Origin of the sequence: Achromobacter sp. (genome assembly GCF_032102605.1) — a bacterium.
Lineage (GTDB): Bacteria > Pseudomonadota > Gammaproteobacteria > Burkholderiales > Burkholderiaceae_B > Achromobacter.
The window spans coordinates 15,207-33,650 of the sequence record NZ_DAMDGT010000009.1 but is presented as its reverse complement, the minus strand read 5'-3'; the positions used below and the strand labels follow the sequence as shown (position 1 = coordinate 33,650).

Genomic DNA, 18,444 nt, shown 5'->3' with positions numbered 1-18,444 from the left:
CCGTCAGGCCGGCAGCAGGGCGGGCAGGCCGCGATCCTGGGCCGGGTTCCGGGTCTGCGCCTGGTTGGGCAGCCGGAAGGCGCTGACCGCGCCCTGCAGCCGTTGCGCCTGCGTCTCCAGCGACGAGGCGGCGGCGGCCGCTTCTTCCACCAGCGCCGCGTTCTGCTGCGTGACCTGATCCATCTGGTTGACCGCGGTATTGACCTGGTCGATGCCCGTCACCTGTTCGTTCGACGCGGTCGCGATGTCGTTCACCAGCAGCGTCAGGCGTTCGATGGTGGCCAGGATTTCCTCCATCGTGCGGCCCGCGGCTTCCACCTGCGCCGAGCCCGCCTGCACGGTGGCGCCCGAGGCATTGAGAAGCTGCTTGATCTCCTTGGCGGCGCCGGCGCTGCGCTGCGCCAGCGACCGCACCTCGGCGGCCACCACGGCAAAGCCCTTGCCTTCCTCGCCCGCCCGGGCCGCTTCCACCGCCGCGTTCAGGGCCAGGATGTTGGTCTGGAACGCGATGCCGTCGATCACGCCCACGATGTCCTCGATGCGCCCGGAGTCCTGAGCGATCTCGCGCATGGTGGTGACGGCCGCCTGCACGGCGTCGCCGCCGCGCTGGACCACCTCGGACGCCGTGGCCGCCATCTGGTTGGCCAGCCGGGCGTTTTCGGCGTTGCTGGTCACGGTGGACAGCAGTTGTTCCATGCTGGCGGCGGTTTCCTCCAACGAGGCTGCCTGCTGCTCGGTGCGGCTGGACAGGTCCTGATTGCCTGCGGCGATCTCGCTGGAGCCGGTGTTGATCTCGACCACGCCGTCGCGTACGGCGTGGACAGTGCGCACCAGGCTGTTCTGCATGTCTTGCAGATACGGAATGATCTGGCCCACGCAGTTCTTGCCGAAGGCAGGAATGGGCGCGGTCAGGTCGCCGCCGGCGATGCGCTGGAAATGCGCCTTCAGGGAGTCCAGAGGACGCTTCACGAAGTGCACGACATAGCGGTCGCCAAGGATCAGCAGCAGCAGGCACAGGCCCAGCACCACGCCCATGCCGACGTAGGCCTGGCGGCGCTTGGCGTCCGCGTCGGCCCAGAGCTGCGTCTCGCGCGCCTTGGCGTACGCCTCGTATTCCTCCATGCTTTTGCCGAAGCTGCGGCTGGCGGTCACCACCGGCCCGGCCGCATGGGCGCGCGCCTTGTCGACGGCGCCGGCTTCCAGGTGCTGGCGCTGCACGGCAATGCCGTCGGCCAGGGCGTCGAAGCCCGACCGCATTGCGTCCAGCAGGGCGGACGGCGCGTCCTGGCGGGCCAGCTCGATGAACGCGGCTTGCTGCTTTTTCGCCTCGGTCAGCGCGGCGTCGATGCTGCGTCCTTCTTCGGACGCCTTCTCCCGCTGGCCTTCGGCAACGTACTCCAGTTGGCGCGACAGCCGCAGCCGGGCGCGCATGATCTGGTCGTTGACGCGGGAAAGGGTGGATACCTCGTGCAGGAGTTCGCTGCTGGCTGCGAGCGCGTCGCCGGCGCTGCGCAGCCCATGGACGCTGATGGCGGACAGGCCGGCGATGAACACGCTGACCATGAGCAGGGTGCCCAGGATCATGCGGCGGATGGTGATGTCTTTCAGAAACTGTGTCATGCGCGTCGTCCCAAATATGCAGCGAGTCTGCAAAAGGACAACGGCCCGGCCGGAACCTTATTTAGCCGATGTTGCACATCTTACGAATATGTCGATCCGACGGCGAATATTTCGACAGGAACGGCAATAGTGTTGCGCGGCCAACCACGGTGCGGACGGGGCGTTCTGCCCCGTCCTGGCGACTCAGCGCGAGGCGGGCGCCTGCGTGGGTTCGGTGGCGTCGTACCGCAGTCGGGCGAAGCTGGCGATGCACGCCAGCCCGGCGCACAGTCCCCCCAGCCAGAGCGCGGCGACGGCGCCGTGCGTCGTGGAAACGTTGAAGCACGCGGCGACCATGGCCGCTCCAGATGCTTGCCCCAGCAGCCGCACCGTGCCGATCATGCCGCTGGCGCCGCCCGCCCGGGACGCCGGCGCCGACGTCATGATGGCGCGCAGGTTGGGCGATTGGAAAAAGCCGAATCCGGCGCCGCAGATCGCCATGCGCCACGCAATGTCCCACACCGACGGGTCGGCGGGCATCAGCGCCAGCAGCGCCATGCCCACCGCCATCATCGCCAGGCCGACGCCGCCCAGCATGCCGGCGGGATAGCTGTCGGACAGACGCCCCGCGATCGGCGCCATGAACGCCACCACCACCGGCCAGGGGGTGATCAGAAAACCGGTCTGGACCTGGCTGTAGCCCAGCACGGACTGGAACAGGAAGGGCAGCGAGACGAAGGCCAGCGCCTGGGCGGCGAACGCGCATACCGCGGTGGCGGCCGACAGAGCAAACAGGGGGCGGCGCAATAGGTCCACCGCCAGGATCGGCGCGGGATGGGCGGCCTGGCGCCGCATCAGCAGCCACAGGCTGGCGGCGGCCAGGCCGCCTTCCAGCGCCACGCGCGGCCAGGGTGCGCCATGCGCAAGTTCGTTCGTCGCCAGGACGAGCAGGCCCAGCGCCAGCGCGCACAACACCGCCGCCATGCCGTCGAAGCCATGCCGCGCACGGGTGGTGTCGGGCAGGCCGCGCAGGGCGAGGATCGCGGCCAGGATGCCGATGGGGAAGTTGACCAGGAACAGCCAGTGCCAGGAACCCAGCATCAGGATGGCCGACGCCACGGTCGGGCCGCCCGCAAAGGACAGTCCGACCACCATTGCGTTCAGGCCCAGGCCGCGCCCCAGCATGTGCGAGGGATAGATGAAGCGCAGGAGGGCCCCGTTTACGCTCATCACGCCGGCCGCGCCCAGCCCTTGCAGGATGCGCATCGCCACCAGCACGGGCAGCGAGGGCGCCAGCCCGCTGGCAAGCGAGGCCACCGTGAACACCGCCAGGCCGACGATATAGACACGCCGATGCCCCAGGATTTCACCCAGCGCCGCCGCCGGCAGCAGCCCGGCGACCATGGCCAGCTGATAGCCGCTGATGACCCAGATCGAGGCCGCCTCGCTGGCCTGCAGATCGCGCGCGATGGTCGGCAGCGCGGTATTGGCGATGGCCGTGTCCAGGCTGGCCATGCAGACCGCCAGCATGACGGCGATGAGAGCGCCCAGCCGTTCTGAGGCGGGCAGGCCGACGCCGGCCGGATAGACAGTGCTGCGGGAGAACGAGAGCATGGATAGGCGGCGATGCTAGGGCGTCCCGGGCGGTGCGTCCGGAATCTTAGGCACCGATTCTAATGCGGCCCGGGGTGGCGCTGCCGCGCCGGGCCTGGGGCGGCGCCCGGACGGGCAGGCCGGGCGCCGCGCGGGGGCGCCGCGATAATCGGCCGGAAAACTCAGTGAAACGCGCATTAAATCGCCAGCGTGCGAGGGATTATCGGATTGGATAATCGCTTTGTATTTGTCACTTAATGAAACTCCAATCGCGATTAATTCACAACAATATGTACGAGCATTTGCAGGGGCGTTTACAGAGAAGGGTTTGCATATTGCCCACCAACGTGCGCCTGCCAGAGAGTTAATAATCGTAATAAAACGAGGGTTCAGTCGAAACTATTTGGTGCCGGATTCCAATAATTCGACGTACGATAAATCGACGATTTGACTGATGGTGCAACCGTATTCCAGGAGGCATTCCTCATGAAACGCTCGACCTTGCGCACGGCAGGTTTCTGCCTGTTTATCGGCGGCGCGACACCCGGCATCGCGCTTGCCCAGACGGCCACCGCGAATTTCAATGTCACGCTGACCATCGCCGCAAACTGCGTGATTGCCGCGACCGATCTGAATTTCGGCAGTCACGGCGTGCTGAATTCCGCAGTAACCGGCAATACCAATCTTTCCGTAACCTGCAGCAATACCACGCCCTATACCGTCGGCCTCAATGCCGGCACCGGCGCGGGGTCGACGGAAGCCCAGCGCTTCCTCAGCGGGACTGGCGCCAATACGGCGACGGTGGCCTACCAGCTCTACAAACCAGGCGGCCAGACGGTGGTCTGGGGCGATACGGACGTGTCGTCGCGCGTGGGCGGCACCGGCACGGGCACCGCCACGGCGCTGCAGGTGAATGGCGTCGTTCCGTCGCAGACGACGCCGGCTCCCGGCAATTATTCCTCCACGGTCACCGCCACGGTCTACTTCTAGTGGGCGGTCCGATGCGAAAGCTGTTGCGGGCGCTGTTGATCGGCAGCCTGGCGGGATGGGGCGGCGCGGCAGCGGCCGCGGCCCTGCAGATTTCACCGGTGCTGGTCGAGTTGGCGCCGACGCAAGGGGCCAGCGGCATCATGCTGCGCAACCCCGGCGGCACGCCCATCTACGGCCAGGTGCGAATCTACGGCTGGGAACAGGCGGACGGCGACGACGTGTTGACCCCGACGGACGAGATCCAGGCCAGCCCGCCCATCATCCAGGTGCCGCCGGGCGGGGAACAGCTGGTGCGCCTGGTCCGCACGTCGAAGGACGCGCCTTCGGAGCAGAAGGGCTTCCGGCTGATCATCGACGAGATCCCGGATCCGTCCACGCCGGGCATCAACGGGGTGGTGTTGCGATTGCGCTATTCAGTGCCGGTATTCGTGGCGGGGCCGGCGCCGTCGCCGGAGCCGGAGCTTGCCTGGCGCGTCGACCGCGCCGGCGGTGAGTGGGCGTTGCGGGTGTCGAACACCGGCAGCCGCTACGCCCAGGTCGCCGCCCTGCAACTCCTGAATTCCGCGGGCAAGCCCGTCGCGGAAGTCGAGGGGCTGCTGGGCTATGCGTTGGCCAACCGCGCGCGGGAGTGGAGCATTCCCGCCAGGCAGGGCGCGGCGGGGCCAGTCCGGATCCGGGCCCTGATCAACGGCGACATGGTCACCGTGACACCGCATTGACGGCGTTCCGGTGGCCCACGGCCAGCCGGCAACCAACGAAAGGCAGTCTATGGCAATGCGCGCTACCCGTCCCCGCGGGCAACGCGCCTTGTGCCTCGCACTCTTCTTGCTGGGTGCGTCGGCCCAGGCGGCGGATGCGCCCGATCAATTGGTCTCGTTCGGCAGCATCGCCGAGCGCGACGTTTTCCTGGAGGTCAGCATCAACGGCGTCAATACTTCCCAACTGCTCCGCTTCCGGGACGCAGGCGGCCGGCTGTCCGTCAGTGGCGCGGCGCTGCGTTCCATCGGCGTGGACCTGTCCAAGCTGGGCATGCCGGACACACGGGAAGTCAGCCTGGATGCCGTCGCGGGCCTGCGTTATGCCTACAACCCCGCCGCGCAGTCGGTCGATATCGTGCTGCCGGACAGCCTGCGCGTGCCTTATGAGGTGAACACCCGCGGCCTGGCCGACACCCCCCTGGCCACGGCAGGCCGCGGCCTGGTGCTGAATTACGACGCCTACGCGCAGAGCGACTACGACTACCGCGTGGCGCTGTATTCCGAGCAGCGCTATTTCGATTCCCACGGCGTGTTCAGCAACTCCGGCACGGGATACATGGGTGGCAACGCCAGTCGCTACGTGCGCTACGACACGTATTGGTCCCATTCCGACCAGGAGACCCTGCGCACGTTGCGGCTGGGCGACACGATCACCTCGTCGCTCAACTGGTCGCGCTCGGTGCGCGTGGCGGGCATTCAGTGGGGGCGCAACTTCGCGTTGCGGCCGGACCTGGTGACATTCCCGGTGTCGTCGCTCAGCGCGTCGTCCGTCGTGCCCTCGGCGGTGTCGCTGTACATCAACGGGGTGCAGCAGTATTCGGGCAACGTGCCTCCAGGCCCGTTCGTGGTCAACCAGATTCCCGGCATCACCGGGGCGGGCCAGGCCACCCTGATCACGCGCGACGCCCTGGGCCGCACCGTCAGCACGTCGGTGCCGCTCTATGTGGATACGCGGATGCTGGCGGCCGGGCTTTCAAGCTGGTCCGTCGAGGGCGGTTTCGTGCGGCGGCAGTTCAGCGTGCGTTCCTTCGACTACGACGACAAGCCGGTGCTGACGGCGTCGGGACGCTACGGCTACAGCGACGACCTGACGCTGGAGGCGCATTCGGAACTCAGCGCAGGCTTGTACAACGCAGGCGCCGGTGCGCTGGTGAAGCTGGGCCAGGCGGGTGTCGTCAGCGGGTCGCTGTCCGGCAGCGCCGGCAGCCATGGGGGCGGCCAGGTCAACCTGGGCTATCAATATGTGCGGCCGGAATTCAGCGTCGATACCCAGGCGACCCGGCTGATCGGCGATTTCGGGGACCTGGGATCGCGCGAGGACGCGCCGGTGCCGCGGCAGACCGAGAGGGTCACGGTGTCGATGCCGCTGGGCCGGTCGCAAAGCGTGGCGGTCAGCTACATCGGCTACCGAATGCCCGACGTGCCGATGGCCAAGCTGGGGTCCGCCACGTACACGGCCAATCTTCATAGCAGGGTGGTCATGACGCTGAGCGCCTACAAGGACTTTTCCCAGTCCAACTCGGAGGGCGTGTTCCTGGGCCTGTCGCTGATGCTGGGAGACCGCACGCAGGTTGGCGCGTCGGTGGGCAGGCAGGCGGGCGAAGACACGTATAGCGTCAGCGCGCAGAGCAGCGTGCCCTACGAAGGGGGCTGGGGCTGGGCCGTGCAGAACGGCCGCACCGGCGGCATGCAGGTCAACCAAGGCCAGGTCCAGTATCTGGGCCGCTACGGAATGCTGGCGGGAATGGTGCAGGACTACGGCGGCAGGACGCAGGCCTCCGCGCAGGCCACGGGGTCGTTGGTGCTGATGGACGGCACCGCGATCCCTTCGCGCCGCATCAACGATAGTTTCGCGCTGGTCTCGACGGACGGCACGCCCGACGTGGCGGTGCTGCACGAAAATCGCAAGCTGGGCAGGACCAACGGCAGTGGCTATCTGCTGGTGCCGGACCTGAATTCCTACCAGACCAACCGCATCTCCATCGACCCCGAAGACCTGCCCGTGGACGTGCGGCTGGACTCCACCAAGGCCGTGGTCGTGCCGCAAGGCGGGGCGGGCGTGCTGACGACCTTCCAGGTCGAGAAATACGCCGCCGCTTCCGTCGTCCTGACCACGCCGGACGGCGCCTTCCTGCCGGTAGGCGCGGAAGTGGCGCATGTTGAAAGCGGCAAGCATTCCGTGGTGGGGTACGAAGGGCTCACGTTCGTCGAGGACCTGGCGGCCCGGAACCGCTTGCGCGTGAAGGGCAGCGGGGTGTCGTGCGTGGTCGAGTTCGACTATGTCCATTCAGATAGCGACCCGATGCCCACGCTGGGACCTTTCGTGTGCGAGCCGTTGCCGCGGAGCCAGCCATGAAGGTCGCGCTGAAAGCCGGCCTGCTGATGGCCGTGGCGCTGTCGGCCGGGTACGCGGAGACCGCGCACGCGAGCAGTTGCACGCTGGGCGCCGGCACGACGGGGACGATGGATTTCGGCATGGTCAACCCGCTGTTGCCCGGCGACACGGTGAACGACGGCGGGCAGATCGTCGTGACCTGCAATTTCACCGCCCTGGCCCTGGGCGCACGGCTGTGCTTCAGCCTGGGAGTCGGCAACACCAGCCCGTCGGTGGCGGCGCGCGCCATGGGCGCCGGCGCAAACCGGATGAACTACAACCTGTATACCGATCCGGCGCGCACGCAGATATGGGGCGCGGCCACGCCCGGTCGGCCCACCTCGGTGATGCTTACCGGGCCGCTGCTGGGCGGCGGCAACGTGTCGACCACCTTCAGGTTCTACGGCAAGATCCCCGGCGGGCAATCCACGGTGCCCACCGTCGCCAACGCCAATACCCCGTATAGCGAAACCTATGCCACCACCGGCAGGTTGGACGTGCTGTTCGGACTGCTTTCGGGCCTGTCGAACTGCCCGCTGGCGGCGCCCACGCAGCGGATCACGATTCCGCTGGTGGTCAGGACGACGGTGCAGAAGAACTGCACCATCAGCGCGACGGACATGGCGTTTCCCGCGCGCGGCACACTGACCACCGCCGTCGCCGCCACCAGCCAGATCACTGTGCGATGCACGAACGCCAACGCCTTCTCGCTGGCGTTGAATGGCGGCTCGGTCGCGGGCAATGTGACTGCCCGCAAGATGAAACATGAGACCGCCGCCGACACGGTCGGCTATCAGCTATATCAGGATGCCGCTTACGCGACCGTCTGGGGCGACGCGTCGGGCGGCACGCCCCGGGCCGGCGTGGGAACCGGGGCCAACCAGACCTTTACGGTATATGGCCGCGTGCCGGCGCAGGCGACACCGCGGCCGGGCTCGTACCGCGACGTCATCACCGCCACGATCACATTCTGAGCGGCATGTGGACGGCGCGTTGGCGGGGCCGCACGCGCCTACGGTTGCGCGGGCTCCGGCCGCCGCTTGGTCGGCCAGAACAGGCTCGCCGGGCGCCGCAGGATGCGCCGGCGCACGCCGGCGGACAGCGCAACGCGATCGTCGCGGCGCAGGTCGCGGGATCGCAGCGCCACATTGAAGGCCAGCGCGAACGAGACGACCACGTTCAGCACGCCCGTCGCCGCCGTGCCGGCGACGGCCATCCAGAACGCCCGCGTATGCACGACCTCCCAGCCCAGCGTGGCGAGCGCCGCGGCGATCTGGCCGGCGCTGAGCGACACGTGCCGGACTTCAAGCGTGGATCCGAGCGCGCTGACGATGACCGGACCCAGGCCCAGCATCAGGCCCAGCGATATGTTGGCGGCCATCTGCGAGACGTTGCGCTTCCAGAAGCCCGCCCAGCGCACCGCGCCGCGCGGGCCAAGGAGCCGGCGTGTGCGCCGGCCGTAGGCCATCACGTCATGCACGCGGTGCAGCGCGAACCAGTTGTCGGCCCAGCCGGCGATCAGGCTGGATAGCCAGATCAGCGCGCCGGTCACCGCCGCGTAAAGCGGCGTCGGCCCCCAGAAGGTCAGCGAGTCCAGGGTGTCGCGCGCCTTGCCGGCGTCGATCAGCGGCTGCTCCAGCATGCGCATGGCGATCCATTGGATCGCCCAGGCCAGTGGCACCACCACGGCCAGATTGCCCGCGATCGCCGCCGCGTTCGATCGGATCATCGACAGCGTATCGTCGACGAATGCCTCGCGCCCTTCGGGCGTGTAGGCCGCGTCCAGCCGGCGGGCCAGCGCGGGGCCCGTCATGGCGGGCTGCTTGGTCGCCAGCGTGAAGTGCGCGAACTGGATCACGAGAAAGCTGCCGGCGTAGTTCAGGGCGTTCAGCAGGCCTTCGAGTAGCTTGTCCAGGTGCAGCGACACGATGATGAACTTGACGTACACCGTGAACGCCACGACGAAGCCGCCGCCGAGCGACGCCTTCAGCATGTCCAGATACTCCAGCGAGTCGCGGGCGATGTAATGTTCGCCGGTGTCGGCGCTGCGGTCCATGACGCGGCGGGCCAACTGCGCGAGCGACGAAGCGGCCAGGTGGCGGATGCTGCCCCGCGCCTGCGTCGACCGGATCAGCTCGGCGATCAGATGAACGTACCGGTGGCGCTGCGTGGGGTCGATCCACACGCTCAGTAGCAGCTCGATGCGCGCCAGCCGCAACTTCATGCATTCGATCTGGTAGACCACGTCCACCGCCACGCCGTTCTGCTTGAGTTCTTCGTACACGCGGTCGCCGGCCTCGCGGCAGTCGTCCAGCAAGGCGCGGAACACGTTCAGGCGCTGGCCGAGTACATCGGTCGGGCCGTCTGGAGGGACGTCAAAGAGATCCGCAGCCGCGGCCTCCAGGGAAAAGAAGGGCGAATCGTGCACAGGCCCGGGCAGGCGCGAGCGGATGTCCTGGCTGAGGCCGACGGCGCGCACCTGGCTGGCGAGTACCTGGATGCTGCTGGTCAGGGCCTGCTTGAGCGCATCGGCGCCCGCCACGGACTCGTTCCCTCGCGCCGCGCCGTCGCCCAGGCCAAGCAACTCGCGAATGCGCGCCAGCGTCGCATCGTCCAGCGATTCGACCCATTGCGCATCGCCGGCGTGGCGGAACATAAGCGTGAAGAGGCCTGACATGTCGCCGCGGTTGGGGGGCGGGGGCAGCAGGCGGGCCACCGCGCGACGCCAGAACTCGCCCCAGAATCCGGGGCGCGAGGCCACACCGGTATCGCACAGCAGCGCGGTGGGATCGTTGTCGGCCAGCAGGGACCGCACCGTGGCCGCGACGCGTGCGGCCAGTGCGGGATTACGCTTCAGCACCTGCAGCAGGTAGCGCAGGCGCGCATGCCGCGGATCTCGCTCTTCAGTCCGCGCAGGGTCGAGGCCCGGCCGGCTCAGCCAACGGCGCAGGTCCACCAGCCACAGGTTGCGCTCGCCCAGCGGCGCCTGGGGATCGGCGTTCGACAGGAGTTCATCAAGCTGTGGCCCGCCGCGTCGCATCGCCCGCCAATTGCGCCAGAATGAGGTGAGCATGGGCGGGCCTCGCGGTTCATAGGGATTCGGGATGCCGGCGCAGTGAAAATCCCTGCGCCTCGTTCATGGCCAGGTAGCTGACGTTGCGCGACACCACCGGCGGCTTGTCGCCCGCATGCAGCGCGCGCACCTCGTCCAGCACCATCTTGTCGGCCAGCGTCATGCGGTCGATCATCCGCAGGTATTGCATCCAGCTTTCCACCAGGAAGACCTCGCGCCAGACCCCTTCGCGTTCCAGGTCGCGGAACAGCTGCCACTGCTGCGCGCCGTTGCGCAGCCGCAGCAGCCGCAGCGGCCGGGCGGCATGGATCAGGGCGCCAAGCTTGTCCGGGTTGATCAGGTATTCCACCGCCACCAGCACGGCGCCGCGCTGGGTATTGAAGCCCGCCGCCGCCATGGCGGGTTCCGCGTCGTCGGCGCGGGCCAGCGACTGGGCGTCCACGTGTTCCGGCAGGCGCGACCGATACAGCAGCGCGACGGTGACGCCCAGCATGATGCCGGCGGCGGACAGGGCGCCCGACACCCCCATGGTGCCCGCGAAGTGGCCCCACATGAACGAGCCGGCCGCCAGGCCCCCGAAGATCGCCGTCTGGTACAGCGCCAGCGCGCGTGCCTTCACCCAGTCAGGCACGAGCAGCTGGACAGTGGTGTTGTACGTGGCCAGCACGCCGATCCAGCAGGCGCCCGACAACAACAGCGCCGGAAAGGCCACCCACAGGGTGTCGGTCAGGCCCAGCGCCAGCAGGCAGGCGGCCAGCAAGCCAGCGGCCGCGCTGATCAGCCCGCCGGTGCCCCAGGCGGCCCGGGCCCGGCGGACGCCAGCGCTTCCCAGGATGGCGCCTACGCCCAGCGCGCCCAGCATGTAGCCGTACAGCAGCGCGCTGCCGCCTTCATGCTCGTGGGCCAGGAGCGGCAGCAACGCCCACAGCGCGCTGGCCGACAGCCCGAAGGCGAACGAACGCAGCATCACGACGCGCGTCACGGTGGAGTGCTGGGTATAGCGCAATGCGGCCACCACGCCCTCGAACAGGCCTTCGGGCGGCAGGCGGCGCACGGGCAGGTCGCGCTTCCAGCGCCAGATCGCCCAGATCAGGCTGCCGTAGCAGAAGCAGTTCAGCAGGAAGACCCACGACGCGCCCATGGCGCCCAGCAGCAGGCCGCCGATGGCGGGCCCCACGGCGCGCGCGACGTTGAAGTTCACGCTGTTCAGCAGCACCGCGCTGCCGACGTGGGCGCGCGGCACCTGTTCGCCCACGGCCGCCTGCCAGGCGGGGGTGACGACGGCGCTGCCGATGGCGATGCAGAACACGGAGGCGATCAGCGTCACGGGATGCAGCAGTCCGGCGAAGGCCAGGATCGTGATGAAGACGCCGCCCGCCAGTTCCAGCAGCATGCCGGCCAGCATGACCTTGCGGCGGTCATAGTTGTCCGCCAGCACGCCGGTCAGGATGGACAGCGCGACCAGCGGAAACGCGGCGGCCACCTGGATCATCGCGACCATCAGCGGACTGCTCTGTTCGGTGGTGATGATCCAGGCCGCGGCGACGGACTGCGCCCAGGTGCCCAGGTTGGCGAACAGGTTCGCGATCCAGATGATGCGGAAGGCGGGAAAGGCAAAGGGAGAAAGCGTGCTGACCTGAAGGACAGGGGCGGGGGCGGCCGGCGGGGAGGCCGGCAGATCGGTCGACGCCGAAACGGGCTGCAGCATGAGGACGGGTCCGGGCGCGGGGCGCCCATTCTGAGCTGGGTCTGGGTCGCTCAATGGTACGCCCAAGCCATGCGGCGTTGGGGGCTCCTCATGCTTTTCTAGTACCCTTCCCGCTGGCCCGGGCACGTAGCCCGCCGCCATGGCCGCGCCGCGTCTGCCGCAAGCGCGCGCCACTGTTTCACTATTTACGTTTGCTGATTCAATGACCCTGACTTTCAACGGGCGCGCGTTCGCCGCCCTGCTCGCCGTGACGGCGGTGCTGGCCATGATCGCCACTGTGGGTGCGCCCTATCCTTTCCTGCGCGGTTTCGTGGGTGATGCGGTGGCGGTGGGGTGGGCGTACCTGCTGTACCGCAGCTTCATCCGCGCAGGCGTGCTGCCGCTGGCATTGGCGGCGCTGTTCACGGGGTATGCGGTGGAGCTGGCGCAGTACCTCGCCCGGCTTCACGGCGTGCGCCTTGAACAGCCGGTATTGCGCGTCGTGTTCGGCAGCGTGCCGGACTGGTGGGACGTGCTGGCCTACACCGTGGGCTTCGTGATCGTCCTGGCGCTTGCCGGCGGCAATGCTCACCGCCAGCGTGCGGCGGCGCGTCAAAACGCCCGGATGCAGGTCAGCCTGCGTGCAAGGCGCTAGGCGATAGATTCAAGCCGGGGAATCCCGTCCCCGGCGTCATCCCTTTTCAGCCGGCCTGGCACACCGTGTCGTCGCTTTGCACGCGCACGGCGGGCGCGGCTGCGCGCAGCGGTTGCAGGCGCGCGTTGCGGAAGGGCGCCAGGCATTCAGCCCACGAAGAAGGAAACAGCGAGGTCGCGTGACGCACGGCGTCGCGGCGCGCGTAATGGGTAAGCAGCTGCTGGCCGATCGGAGCGTCTCCAAGGGGGTGGCGGGTGTTCATGGTATTTCCGTATTGCGTTGAAAGTGTATTCATTGTACGGCTATGAGCCCGCCGGGTCCAGTGCGGTGCAGCAATACGCAAGTGCTTGATCCGTAAGAGGCTGTCCCTGTTTTAGAGGCTGTTCTTCGGGATTGCCCTAGCAGTCCAAAACAGTAGACGGTATACAATGTTCATCATGCCCGGGCTAAGTCAGGCCTGGAATTTCTCCCACTGGACCTGGAGCGAGTCATGGCAGAACTGATGAACCGAGATGAATTCCGCACCGCGTTGGAAAACGCAATCAAGGGCAAGAGCGCCAACGCCTCGCCTTTTTCCATTGCGTGGGCCGAAGGCAAGCTCACCCGCGAACACCTCTGCCGCTGGGCCGAAAACCACTACCACTACGTCGGGCCGTTCGCCGACTACCTGGGCTATCTGTACGCCCGCACCCCGGACACCTACACCGAGGCCAAGGACTTCCTGCTGGCCAACATGTATGAAGAGGAAATCGGCGGCGACCGCCACACCGACCTGCTGATCCGCTTCGCCGAAGCCTGCGGCACCTCCCGCGAACGGGTCACGAATCCGGACAACATGTCGCCCACGACCCGCGCGCTGCAAAGCTGGTGTTACGCCGTGGCGATGCGCGAGGATCCGATCGTGGCGGTGGCCGGCCTGGTGGTGGGCCTGGAATCGCAAGTGCCCTCCATCTACCGCAAGCAGACGCCGACGCTGCGCGAAAAGTACGGATTCACGGATGAGGAAGTGGAATTCTTCGACCTGCACATCGTGTCCGACGAAATTCACGGTGAACGCGGCTACCAGATCGTGCTGGAGCACGCCAACACGGTAGACCTGCAGCAGCGCTGCCTGAAGATCTGCGAAATCGGCGCGCAGATGCGGCTGCTCTATACGACGGCGCTCTATACCGACTACGTGCAGAACGACATCAAGCTGCCCGAACTGGGCCTTGCTGCCTGAACCCTCGCACGCCCGCGGCCTGCCGGCGCACGCCGGCCGGCCGCCGGACCGCAGACCCTGGACGTACACCCATGCCTACCGTTGTGTTTCATAAAGGCGGCCAGACCTACACCGACGTGGTGAAGGACAACACCAACCTGGTGGTGCGGGCCGGCATCAAGCAGTTTCCCTTTCCGCATCTGCGCTACGAATGCGGCATGGGCAAGTGCGCCAAGTGCGCATGCCGCGTCCTGGCAGGCGCCGAGCATCTGCCGCCGGTGAACTGGAAGGAAAAAAAGCAGCTTGGCGACCGCATCGACCAGGGATACCGGCTGACGTGCCAGCTCTGGATCAATAGCGACATCGAGCTGACCCAGGACGCGGAGGCATGACGGCGATGGTATCCACCTATGTGATCCTGACGTCCAAGCCTGGCGTCTTTCGTACCGAGGCGAGGGACGGCGCCGACATCGTCGAGACCTACGACTACATGTTCTATGGCCGCGCGCTGGCGGTGTTCAGCATTGCGCTGCTGCGCCGCGAGATCAAGCTGGTCGTCACCGAGGAAACGCCGCCGTACGTGGTCAACCACGTGCCGTCCAAGTTCCTGGAGAAGTTCGAGTCGGTGGAGGCGGCCCGCAAGGAGCTGGCTCACCTGACGCGTTTTGGCAGCATGGAGTCGACGTTGACGCTGAGAGCCGGCGCCATCGCCGCGGAGCACTGAACACATGGTCCAGATCACTTTCATATCGAATGACGGCAAGGTGGCGACCGCCCCGGAGAACAGCAATCTGTTGCGGGTGTCGCTGAAGGAAAAGGGCGGCATCCCGTTCAAGTGCGGGGGCGGCCTGTGCGGCACGTGCAAGTGCCGCATCGAAGAGGGCCTGGAAAACACCGACGCCATCAAGCCCAAGGAGCGCAAGCACTTGCGGCCGGAAGACTTCGAGGCGGGCTACCGCATGGCCTGCCAGACCTTCGTGAACGGCGACATCAAGGTGTCGTGGGTGGTGCAGAACGGCAAGGGCATCGTGGTTGGCGCGACGCCCGGTCCGGTGGAAGCCGCCGCGACATAGCGGCTGGCGGCGGCGCGGCCACCCGGGCCGCGTTTGGGTCAGCTTATGGGTCAGCCGATGGGGCAGCCGATGGATCAGGCCTATGGGGTCAGGCCCGCGGATCAGGCCACCGACGCGTGCGGCGGCTGCTGCGCCTCGGTGTAGGCCTTGGCGGCATTGTGCACGTGCTGGCTTGCCAGCAGCGACGCCAGGTCGCCGTTGCCGGCGATCACGGCGTTCAGGATCTGTGAATGCTCGTCCCAGTTCTGTTTGGCGCGGTGCATGTTGCTGGGCGCGAACAGCAGGGCCGTGCGGTCGCGCAGCGAACGCATCAGGTCGGTCAGCACGACGTTGCCGCCGATGGTGGCCAGCATTTCGTGGAACTGCGAATTAAGCGCCAGGAACTTGTCCAGCTTTTCGTCGCGCGCGGCTTCCGTGCCTTCACGCAGGAAAGCCTGTAGCCGTTCTACCGTCTTTTCGTCGCGGCGCTGCGCCGCGAGCTTGGCGTTCAACCCTTCCAGCGTGGCGCGTACTTCGACCATGTCATAGGCGACCGCGTCGGACAGCACCGACACGGAGGCGCCGCGCCGGGGCTCGATGGTGACCAGGCCTTCGGCGGCCAGCGCGCGCAGCGCTTCGCGCACCGGAATCCGGGACACCCCCATTTCTTCCGACAGGCGGCCTTCCACCAGGCGATCCCCCGGCGTGAATTCGCCGCTGAGGATGCGTTCGCGCAGCTTGTCGCGGATGACGGCAAACAACTGCGGATGCTGCTCGCCGATCTTCAGCGAAGTGGAGTGCTGCGTCTCTACGGCTTGCGGGCTGACGGGGGAGGTTGTCATGGCGAGCAGATTTGGCGTAATGGATACAGTCTCCATTGTATTACCGGGTGTAGCCGGCCGTCCCGGGAGGCATGCCGCATCAGTGCACCCAGAATGACTTCACCAGCACTCCCACCGCGCCCATGGCGCAGGCCGCCAGCAGCACGCCGCGCACCGCGCGCGGGGGAAGACGGGTGCGCAACCGGTTGGAGACCGCAAAACCGGCCAGCAGGAAAGGGGCCAGGCTGAGCGCCAGGCCGACGTGGTAACCCGTATAGCGCTTGGCCAGCGCCAGCATGGCCAGCGAAAAGATCGATCCCAGGAACAGCACCATGCCCAGCGTCGCCCGCAGGCGCGGGGGCTCGGCATGCTGCAGCACGATGGCGATGGGCGGCGCGCCCACCGAGGTCATCGTGCCCATGATGCCGGAAGCCACGCCAGCGCCGGACACTCTGCCCGGCGTCGCGGAAAAGCGTAGCCCGGCGACGCTGAGCGCCACGGCGATCAGGATCATGCAGGCGAACAGCACCCCCAGCGCCTGCGGGGCGAACCGGGCCATGGCATAGATGGCGATCAGCGTGCCCACGGCGCGGCCGGCCAGCGCGTACGACACCGATGGCCAATCGATGGCGGCGCGCTCTCGCAATGCGGTCAACAGCGAGATGAAACCGCCCAGCGTCAGCAAAGGGCCGGGCGCCAGCTGGGGAAAGAACATGGCCGCCACGGGCGCGGCGAACATCGCGAAACCGACGCCGCCCACGCCCTGCGCCACGGCGGCGCCGAACACCACGACGGCCATGGCCGCGTAATGCCCCAGATCAGGTAACGACAGGAAAGACGGCATGCCCGGCACTTTGTAAATTATGTATACGATAGTCTATCGGCGAATTCAGGAAGTTCACCTGAAATTCAAAAAACCCAGGGTAATCCCTTGGTTTTTAAGCGCTATTGCCCGCATTTTGCGGCCTATCGGTTTCCCTAGGCGGTGCATATTTCGATTGGTATGCCGCCAACAGAAATATAGTATACCGATTGTGGCCAACCGGCAGCCACGCATACAAGGGGAATAGCGCATGCAATCCGACGTCGTGCTCAACGCCGCCCACTGGATCTATCTGATCAGCGTGGCCGCCATCATCCTGACGATGATCCTGCGGGCCAATGTGGTGGTGCCGTCCGTCATCGGCACTTTTCTGGTGGTGCTGGCGATCACCGGCAATCCGATCAGCGCGCTGATCGGCATCTTTTCCGCCAGCTTCGTCGCGGCCAAGGAGCTCTTCAACATCTTCCTGGTCATCACCTTCATGACGGCGCTGCTCAATGCGTTGAAGACGCTGCAGGCGGACGTGCGCATGGTGCAGCCATTTCGACGCGTCATGCGTGGCGGGCATTCGTCGTTTCTGATCATCGCCCTCTGTACTTATGTGATCTCGCTGTTTTTCTGGCCGACACCCGCCGTGCCGCTCGTGTCGGCGATTCTGCTGCCCGCGGCCATCGCGGCCGGGCTGCCGCCGCTGGCCGGCGCCATGGCCATCGCGATCGCCGGCCAGGGCATGGCCCTGTCCTCCGACTACGTGATCGGCGTGGCGCCCAGCATCAGCGCCAAGGCGGCGGGGGCGGCCGTAAGCGCGGCCGTGGTCGCCGACCGCGCGCTGGTCCTGTCGCTCATCACGGGTGCGGTCGCACTGATTGCCGCCTACCTGCTGGTGCGCAAGCACATCGTGGCCGCCGATCCCGCGCTGCTGTCGGCCTGGCAGGCCCGCGCCCAGGACGGCACGCTGGCGCGCATGGAACAGGCGGGCTCCTTCGACAAGGCGGAACTGGCGCGCGGCACCATGGGCGCCGATCCGGCGCTGCCCAACGGCGCGGCCCTCAGCGAGGAAGAGCGCCGGCGCGTGCGCTGGTCCAAGACCTTCGCGGTGGTGACGCCGTTGGCGTTCCTGGCGGTGATTGCGGTGATGGTGCTGCCCCGGCTGTTTCCGTCCCTGCCCGCGCTGCGCGGCGGCGACGCGGCGGCGCTGGTGGGCGGCGTGGCCTTCGTGGTGATGATGCTGGTGACCCTGGCGGCCGAGGGGCCGCGCAAGATGCTGGAAGTCTGCCCGGAGCATGTGACCGACGGCTTCGTCTTCGCCTTCAAGGCCATGGGCTCGGTGCTGCCGATCGCCGGCTTCTTCTTCGTGGGCGCCAACGAAACGGCGGCACAGATCCTGGGCGTGCCGGCGGCGCAGGCCCCCGGCCTGCTGTTCGAGGTGATCTCGGCCGCGCAGCACCTGATCCCCGAAAACCATTTCCTCGTCGCCTTCGGCGTGCTCATCGTCGGCATGATCACCGGCATCGACGGTTCGGGTTTCGCCGGCCTGCCCCTGACCGGCACGCTGTCCGGCGCGCTGGGCCCCGTGGTGGGCGTGGACCCCGCGACGTTGGCGGCGGTGGGCCAGATGGGGGCGGTGTGGACGGGCGGGGGCACGCTGATCGCGTGGTCGTCGCTGATTGCGGTGGCGGGCTTCGCGCGGGTCAACGTGCTGTCCCTGGTGCGGGCCCTGCTGCTGCCCGTGATGCTGGCGCTGTTCGTGTCCACCATCTGCGCGGTGCTGATCTGGAGCTAGGAGCCGGAACGCAGCTTGGGGAAGGCTCCCTGCGG

17 protein-coding genes are annotated in these 18,444 nt (G+C 67.2%); 10 read left to right on the top strand and 7 right to left on the bottom strand.

Annotation, left to right across the window (positions count from 1 at the left end):
• Positions 1-3 precede the first annotated feature (3 nt).
• Positions 4-1,620, bottom strand: coding sequence for a methyl-accepting chemotaxis protein (locus RT614_RS19785; protein ID WP_313623825.1), 1,617 nt, complete (start codon positions 1,618-1,620; stop codon positions 4-6).
• Between the two features lie 183 nt (positions 1,621-1,803).
• The gene (locus RT614_RS19780) at positions 1,804-3,213 is read right to left on the bottom strand and encodes an MFS transporter (protein WP_313623824.1); all 1,410 of its coding nucleotides are present in this window, start codon (positions 3,211-3,213) and stop codon (positions 1,804-1,806) included.
• 465 nt (positions 3,214-3,678) lie between these two features.
• On the opposite strand from RT614_RS19780, the gene RT614_RS19775 reads away from it, so the two are divergent.
• From RT614_RS19775 to RT614_RS19760, 4 genes are read left to right on the top strand one after another with little or no spacing between them, the layout of a single operon-like run.
• On the top strand, positions 3,679-4,182 hold the full coding sequence (locus RT614_RS19775; protein ID WP_313623823.1) for a spore coat U domain-containing protein: 504 nt from the start codon (positions 3,679-3,681) through the stop codon (positions 4,180-4,182).
• A gap of 11 nt (positions 4,183-4,193) precedes the next feature.
• Entirely contained in the window at positions 4,194-4,901 is a 708-nt protein-coding gene (locus RT614_RS19770) for a fimbria/pilus periplasmic chaperone (RefSeq protein ID WP_313623822.1), read from the top strand.
• A gap of 55 nt (positions 4,902-4,956) precedes the next feature.
• Entirely contained in the window at positions 4,957-7,296 is a 2,340-nt protein-coding gene (locus tag RT614_RS19765; RefSeq protein ID WP_313623821.1) for a fimbria/pilus outer membrane usher protein, read from the top strand.
• Positions 7,293-8,288, top strand: a complete 996-nt coding sequence (locus tag RT614_RS19760; RefSeq protein WP_313623820.1) for a spore coat U domain-containing protein — start codon at positions 7,293-7,295, stop codon at positions 8,286-8,288. The genes RT614_RS19765 and RT614_RS19760 overlap by 4 nt, the downstream gene beginning before the upstream one ends.
• A 38-nt stretch (positions 8,289-8,326) precedes the next feature.
• Here the strand turns inward: RT614_RS19760 and RT614_RS19755 are convergent, their stop codons facing one another.
• Together RT614_RS19755 and RT614_RS19750 are read right to left on the bottom strand one after the other, a co-directional pair.
• Positions 8,327-10,387, bottom strand: a complete 2,061-nt coding sequence (locus RT614_RS19755) for a site-specific recombinase (RefSeq protein ID WP_313623819.1) — start codon at positions 10,385-10,387, stop codon at positions 8,327-8,329.
• Between the two features lie 16 nt (positions 10,388-10,403).
• A complete protein-coding gene (locus RT614_RS19750) occupies positions 10,404-12,095 on the bottom strand; it encodes an MFS transporter (protein ID WP_313623818.1) in 1,692 nt (563 codons plus the stop codon).
• Positions 12,096-12,297: 202 nt separating this feature from the next.
• On the opposite strand from RT614_RS19750, the gene RT614_RS19745 reads away from it, so the two are divergent.
• Positions 12,298-12,729: a DUF2809 domain-containing protein gene (locus RT614_RS19745; protein ID WP_313623817.1), complete on the top strand. Its 432-nt coding sequence runs from the start codon at positions 12,298-12,300 to the stop codon at positions 12,727-12,729.
• A gap of 46 nt (positions 12,730-12,775) precedes the next feature.
• On the opposite strand, the gene RT614_RS19740 is transcribed toward RT614_RS19745, so the two are convergent.
• Positions 12,776-12,991: a hypothetical protein gene (locus tag RT614_RS19740; RefSeq protein ID WP_313623816.1), complete on the bottom strand. Its 216-nt coding sequence runs from the start codon at positions 12,989-12,991 to the stop codon at positions 12,776-12,778.
• A 228-nt stretch (positions 12,992-13,219) separates the two neighbouring features.
• On the opposite strand from RT614_RS19740, the gene RT614_RS19735 reads away from it, so the two are divergent.
• From RT614_RS19735 to RT614_RS19720, 4 genes are all read left to right on the top strand, one after another.
• Positions 13,220-13,951, top strand: a complete 732-nt coding sequence (locus tag RT614_RS19735) for an iron-containing redox enzyme family protein (RefSeq protein ID WP_313623815.1) — start codon at positions 13,220-13,222, stop codon at positions 13,949-13,951.
• Positions 13,952-14,022: 71 nt separating this feature from the next.
• Positions 14,023-14,322 (top strand): 2Fe-2S iron-sulfur cluster-binding protein, encoded by a 300-nt coding sequence (locus RT614_RS19730; protein WP_313623814.1) that lies wholly within the window; start codon positions 14,023-14,025, stop codon positions 14,320-14,322.
• Positions 14,323-14,327: 5 nt separating this feature from the next.
• Positions 14,328-14,654 (top strand): ferredoxin, encoded by a 327-nt coding sequence (locus RT614_RS19725; RefSeq protein WP_313624058.1) that lies wholly within the window; start codon positions 14,328-14,330, stop codon positions 14,652-14,654.
• Positions 14,655-14,658: 4 nt separating this feature from the next.
• Positions 14,659-15,003, top strand: a complete 345-nt coding sequence (locus RT614_RS19720) for a 2Fe-2S iron-sulfur cluster-binding protein (RefSeq protein WP_313623813.1) — start codon at positions 14,659-14,661, stop codon at positions 15,001-15,003.
• A gap of 101 nt (positions 15,004-15,104) precedes the next feature.
• On the opposite strand, the gene RT614_RS19715 is transcribed toward RT614_RS19720, so the two are convergent.
• Together RT614_RS19715 and RT614_RS19710 are read right to left on the bottom strand one after the other, a co-directional pair.
• Positions 15,105-15,824, bottom strand: coding sequence for a GntR family transcriptional regulator (locus RT614_RS19715; RefSeq protein WP_313623812.1), 720 nt, complete (start codon positions 15,822-15,824; stop codon positions 15,105-15,107).
• 79 nt (positions 15,825-15,903) lie between these two features.
• A complete protein-coding gene (locus RT614_RS19710) occupies positions 15,904-16,647 on the bottom strand; it encodes a sulfite exporter TauE/SafE family protein (protein ID WP_313623811.1) in 744 nt (247 codons plus the stop codon).
• Positions 16,648-16,876: 229 nt separating this feature from the next.
• On the opposite strand from RT614_RS19710, the gene RT614_RS19705 reads away from it, so the two are divergent.
• A complete protein-coding gene (locus RT614_RS19705) occupies positions 16,877-18,409 on the top strand; it encodes a hypothetical protein (RefSeq protein WP_313623810.1) in 1,533 nt (510 codons plus the stop codon).
• Positions 18,410-18,444 lie beyond the last annotated feature (35 nt).

Coding starts and splice junctions, on each gene's coding strand:
- RT614_RS19785 (WP_313623825.1), bottom strand. CDS start 1,620: ATGACACAGTTTCTGAAAGACATCACCATCCGCCGCATGATCCTGGGC.
- RT614_RS19780 (WP_313623824.1), bottom strand. CDS start 3,213: ATGCTCTCGTTCTCCCGCAGCACTGTCTATCCGGCCGGCGTCGGCCTG.
- RT614_RS19775 (WP_313623823.1), top strand. CDS start 3,679: ATGAAACGCTCGACCTTGCGCACGGCAGGTTTCTGCCTGTTTATCGGC.
- RT614_RS19770 (WP_313623822.1), top strand. CDS start 4,194: ATGCGAAAGCTGTTGCGGGCGCTGTTGATCGGCAGCCTGGCGGGATGG.
- RT614_RS19765 (WP_313623821.1), top strand. CDS start 4,957: ATGCGCGCTACCCGTCCCCGCGGGCAACGCGCCTTGTGCCTCGCACTC.
- RT614_RS19760 (WP_313623820.1), top strand. CDS start 7,293: ATGAAGGTCGCGCTGAAAGCCGGCCTGCTGATGGCCGTGGCGCTGTCG.
- RT614_RS19755 (WP_313623819.1), bottom strand. CDS start 10,387: ATGCTCACCTCATTCTGGCGCAATTGGCGGGCGATGCGACGCGGCGGG.
- RT614_RS19750 (WP_313623818.1), bottom strand. CDS start 12,095: ATGCTGCAGCCCGTTTCGGCGTCGACCGATCTGCCGGCCTCCCCGCCG.
- RT614_RS19745 (WP_313623817.1), top strand. CDS start 12,298: ATGACCCTGACTTTCAACGGGCGCGCGTTCGCCGCCCTGCTCGCCGTG.
- RT614_RS19740 (WP_313623816.1), bottom strand. CDS start 12,991: ATGAACACCCGCCACCCCCTTGGAGACGCTCCGATCGGCCAGCAGCTG.
- RT614_RS19735 (WP_313623815.1), top strand. CDS start 13,220: ATGGCAGAACTGATGAACCGAGATGAATTCCGCACCGCGTTGGAAAAC.
- RT614_RS19730 (WP_313623814.1), top strand. CDS start 14,023: ATGCCTACCGTTGTGTTTCATAAAGGCGGCCAGACCTACACCGACGTG.
- RT614_RS19725 (WP_313624058.1), top strand. CDS start 14,328: ATGGTATCCACCTATGTGATCCTGACGTCCAAGCCTGGCGTCTTTCGT.
- RT614_RS19720 (WP_313623813.1), top strand. CDS start 14,659: ATGGTCCAGATCACTTTCATATCGAATGACGGCAAGGTGGCGACCGCC.
- RT614_RS19715 (WP_313623812.1), bottom strand. CDS start 15,824: ATGACAACCTCCCCCGTCAGCCCGCAAGCCGTAGAGACGCAGCACTCC.
- RT614_RS19710 (WP_313623811.1), bottom strand. CDS start 16,647: ATGCCGTCTTTCCTGTCGTTACCTGATCTGGGGCATTACGCGGCCATG.
- RT614_RS19705 (WP_313623810.1), top strand. CDS start 16,877: ATGCAATCCGACGTCGTGCTCAACGCCGCCCACTGGATCTATCTGATC.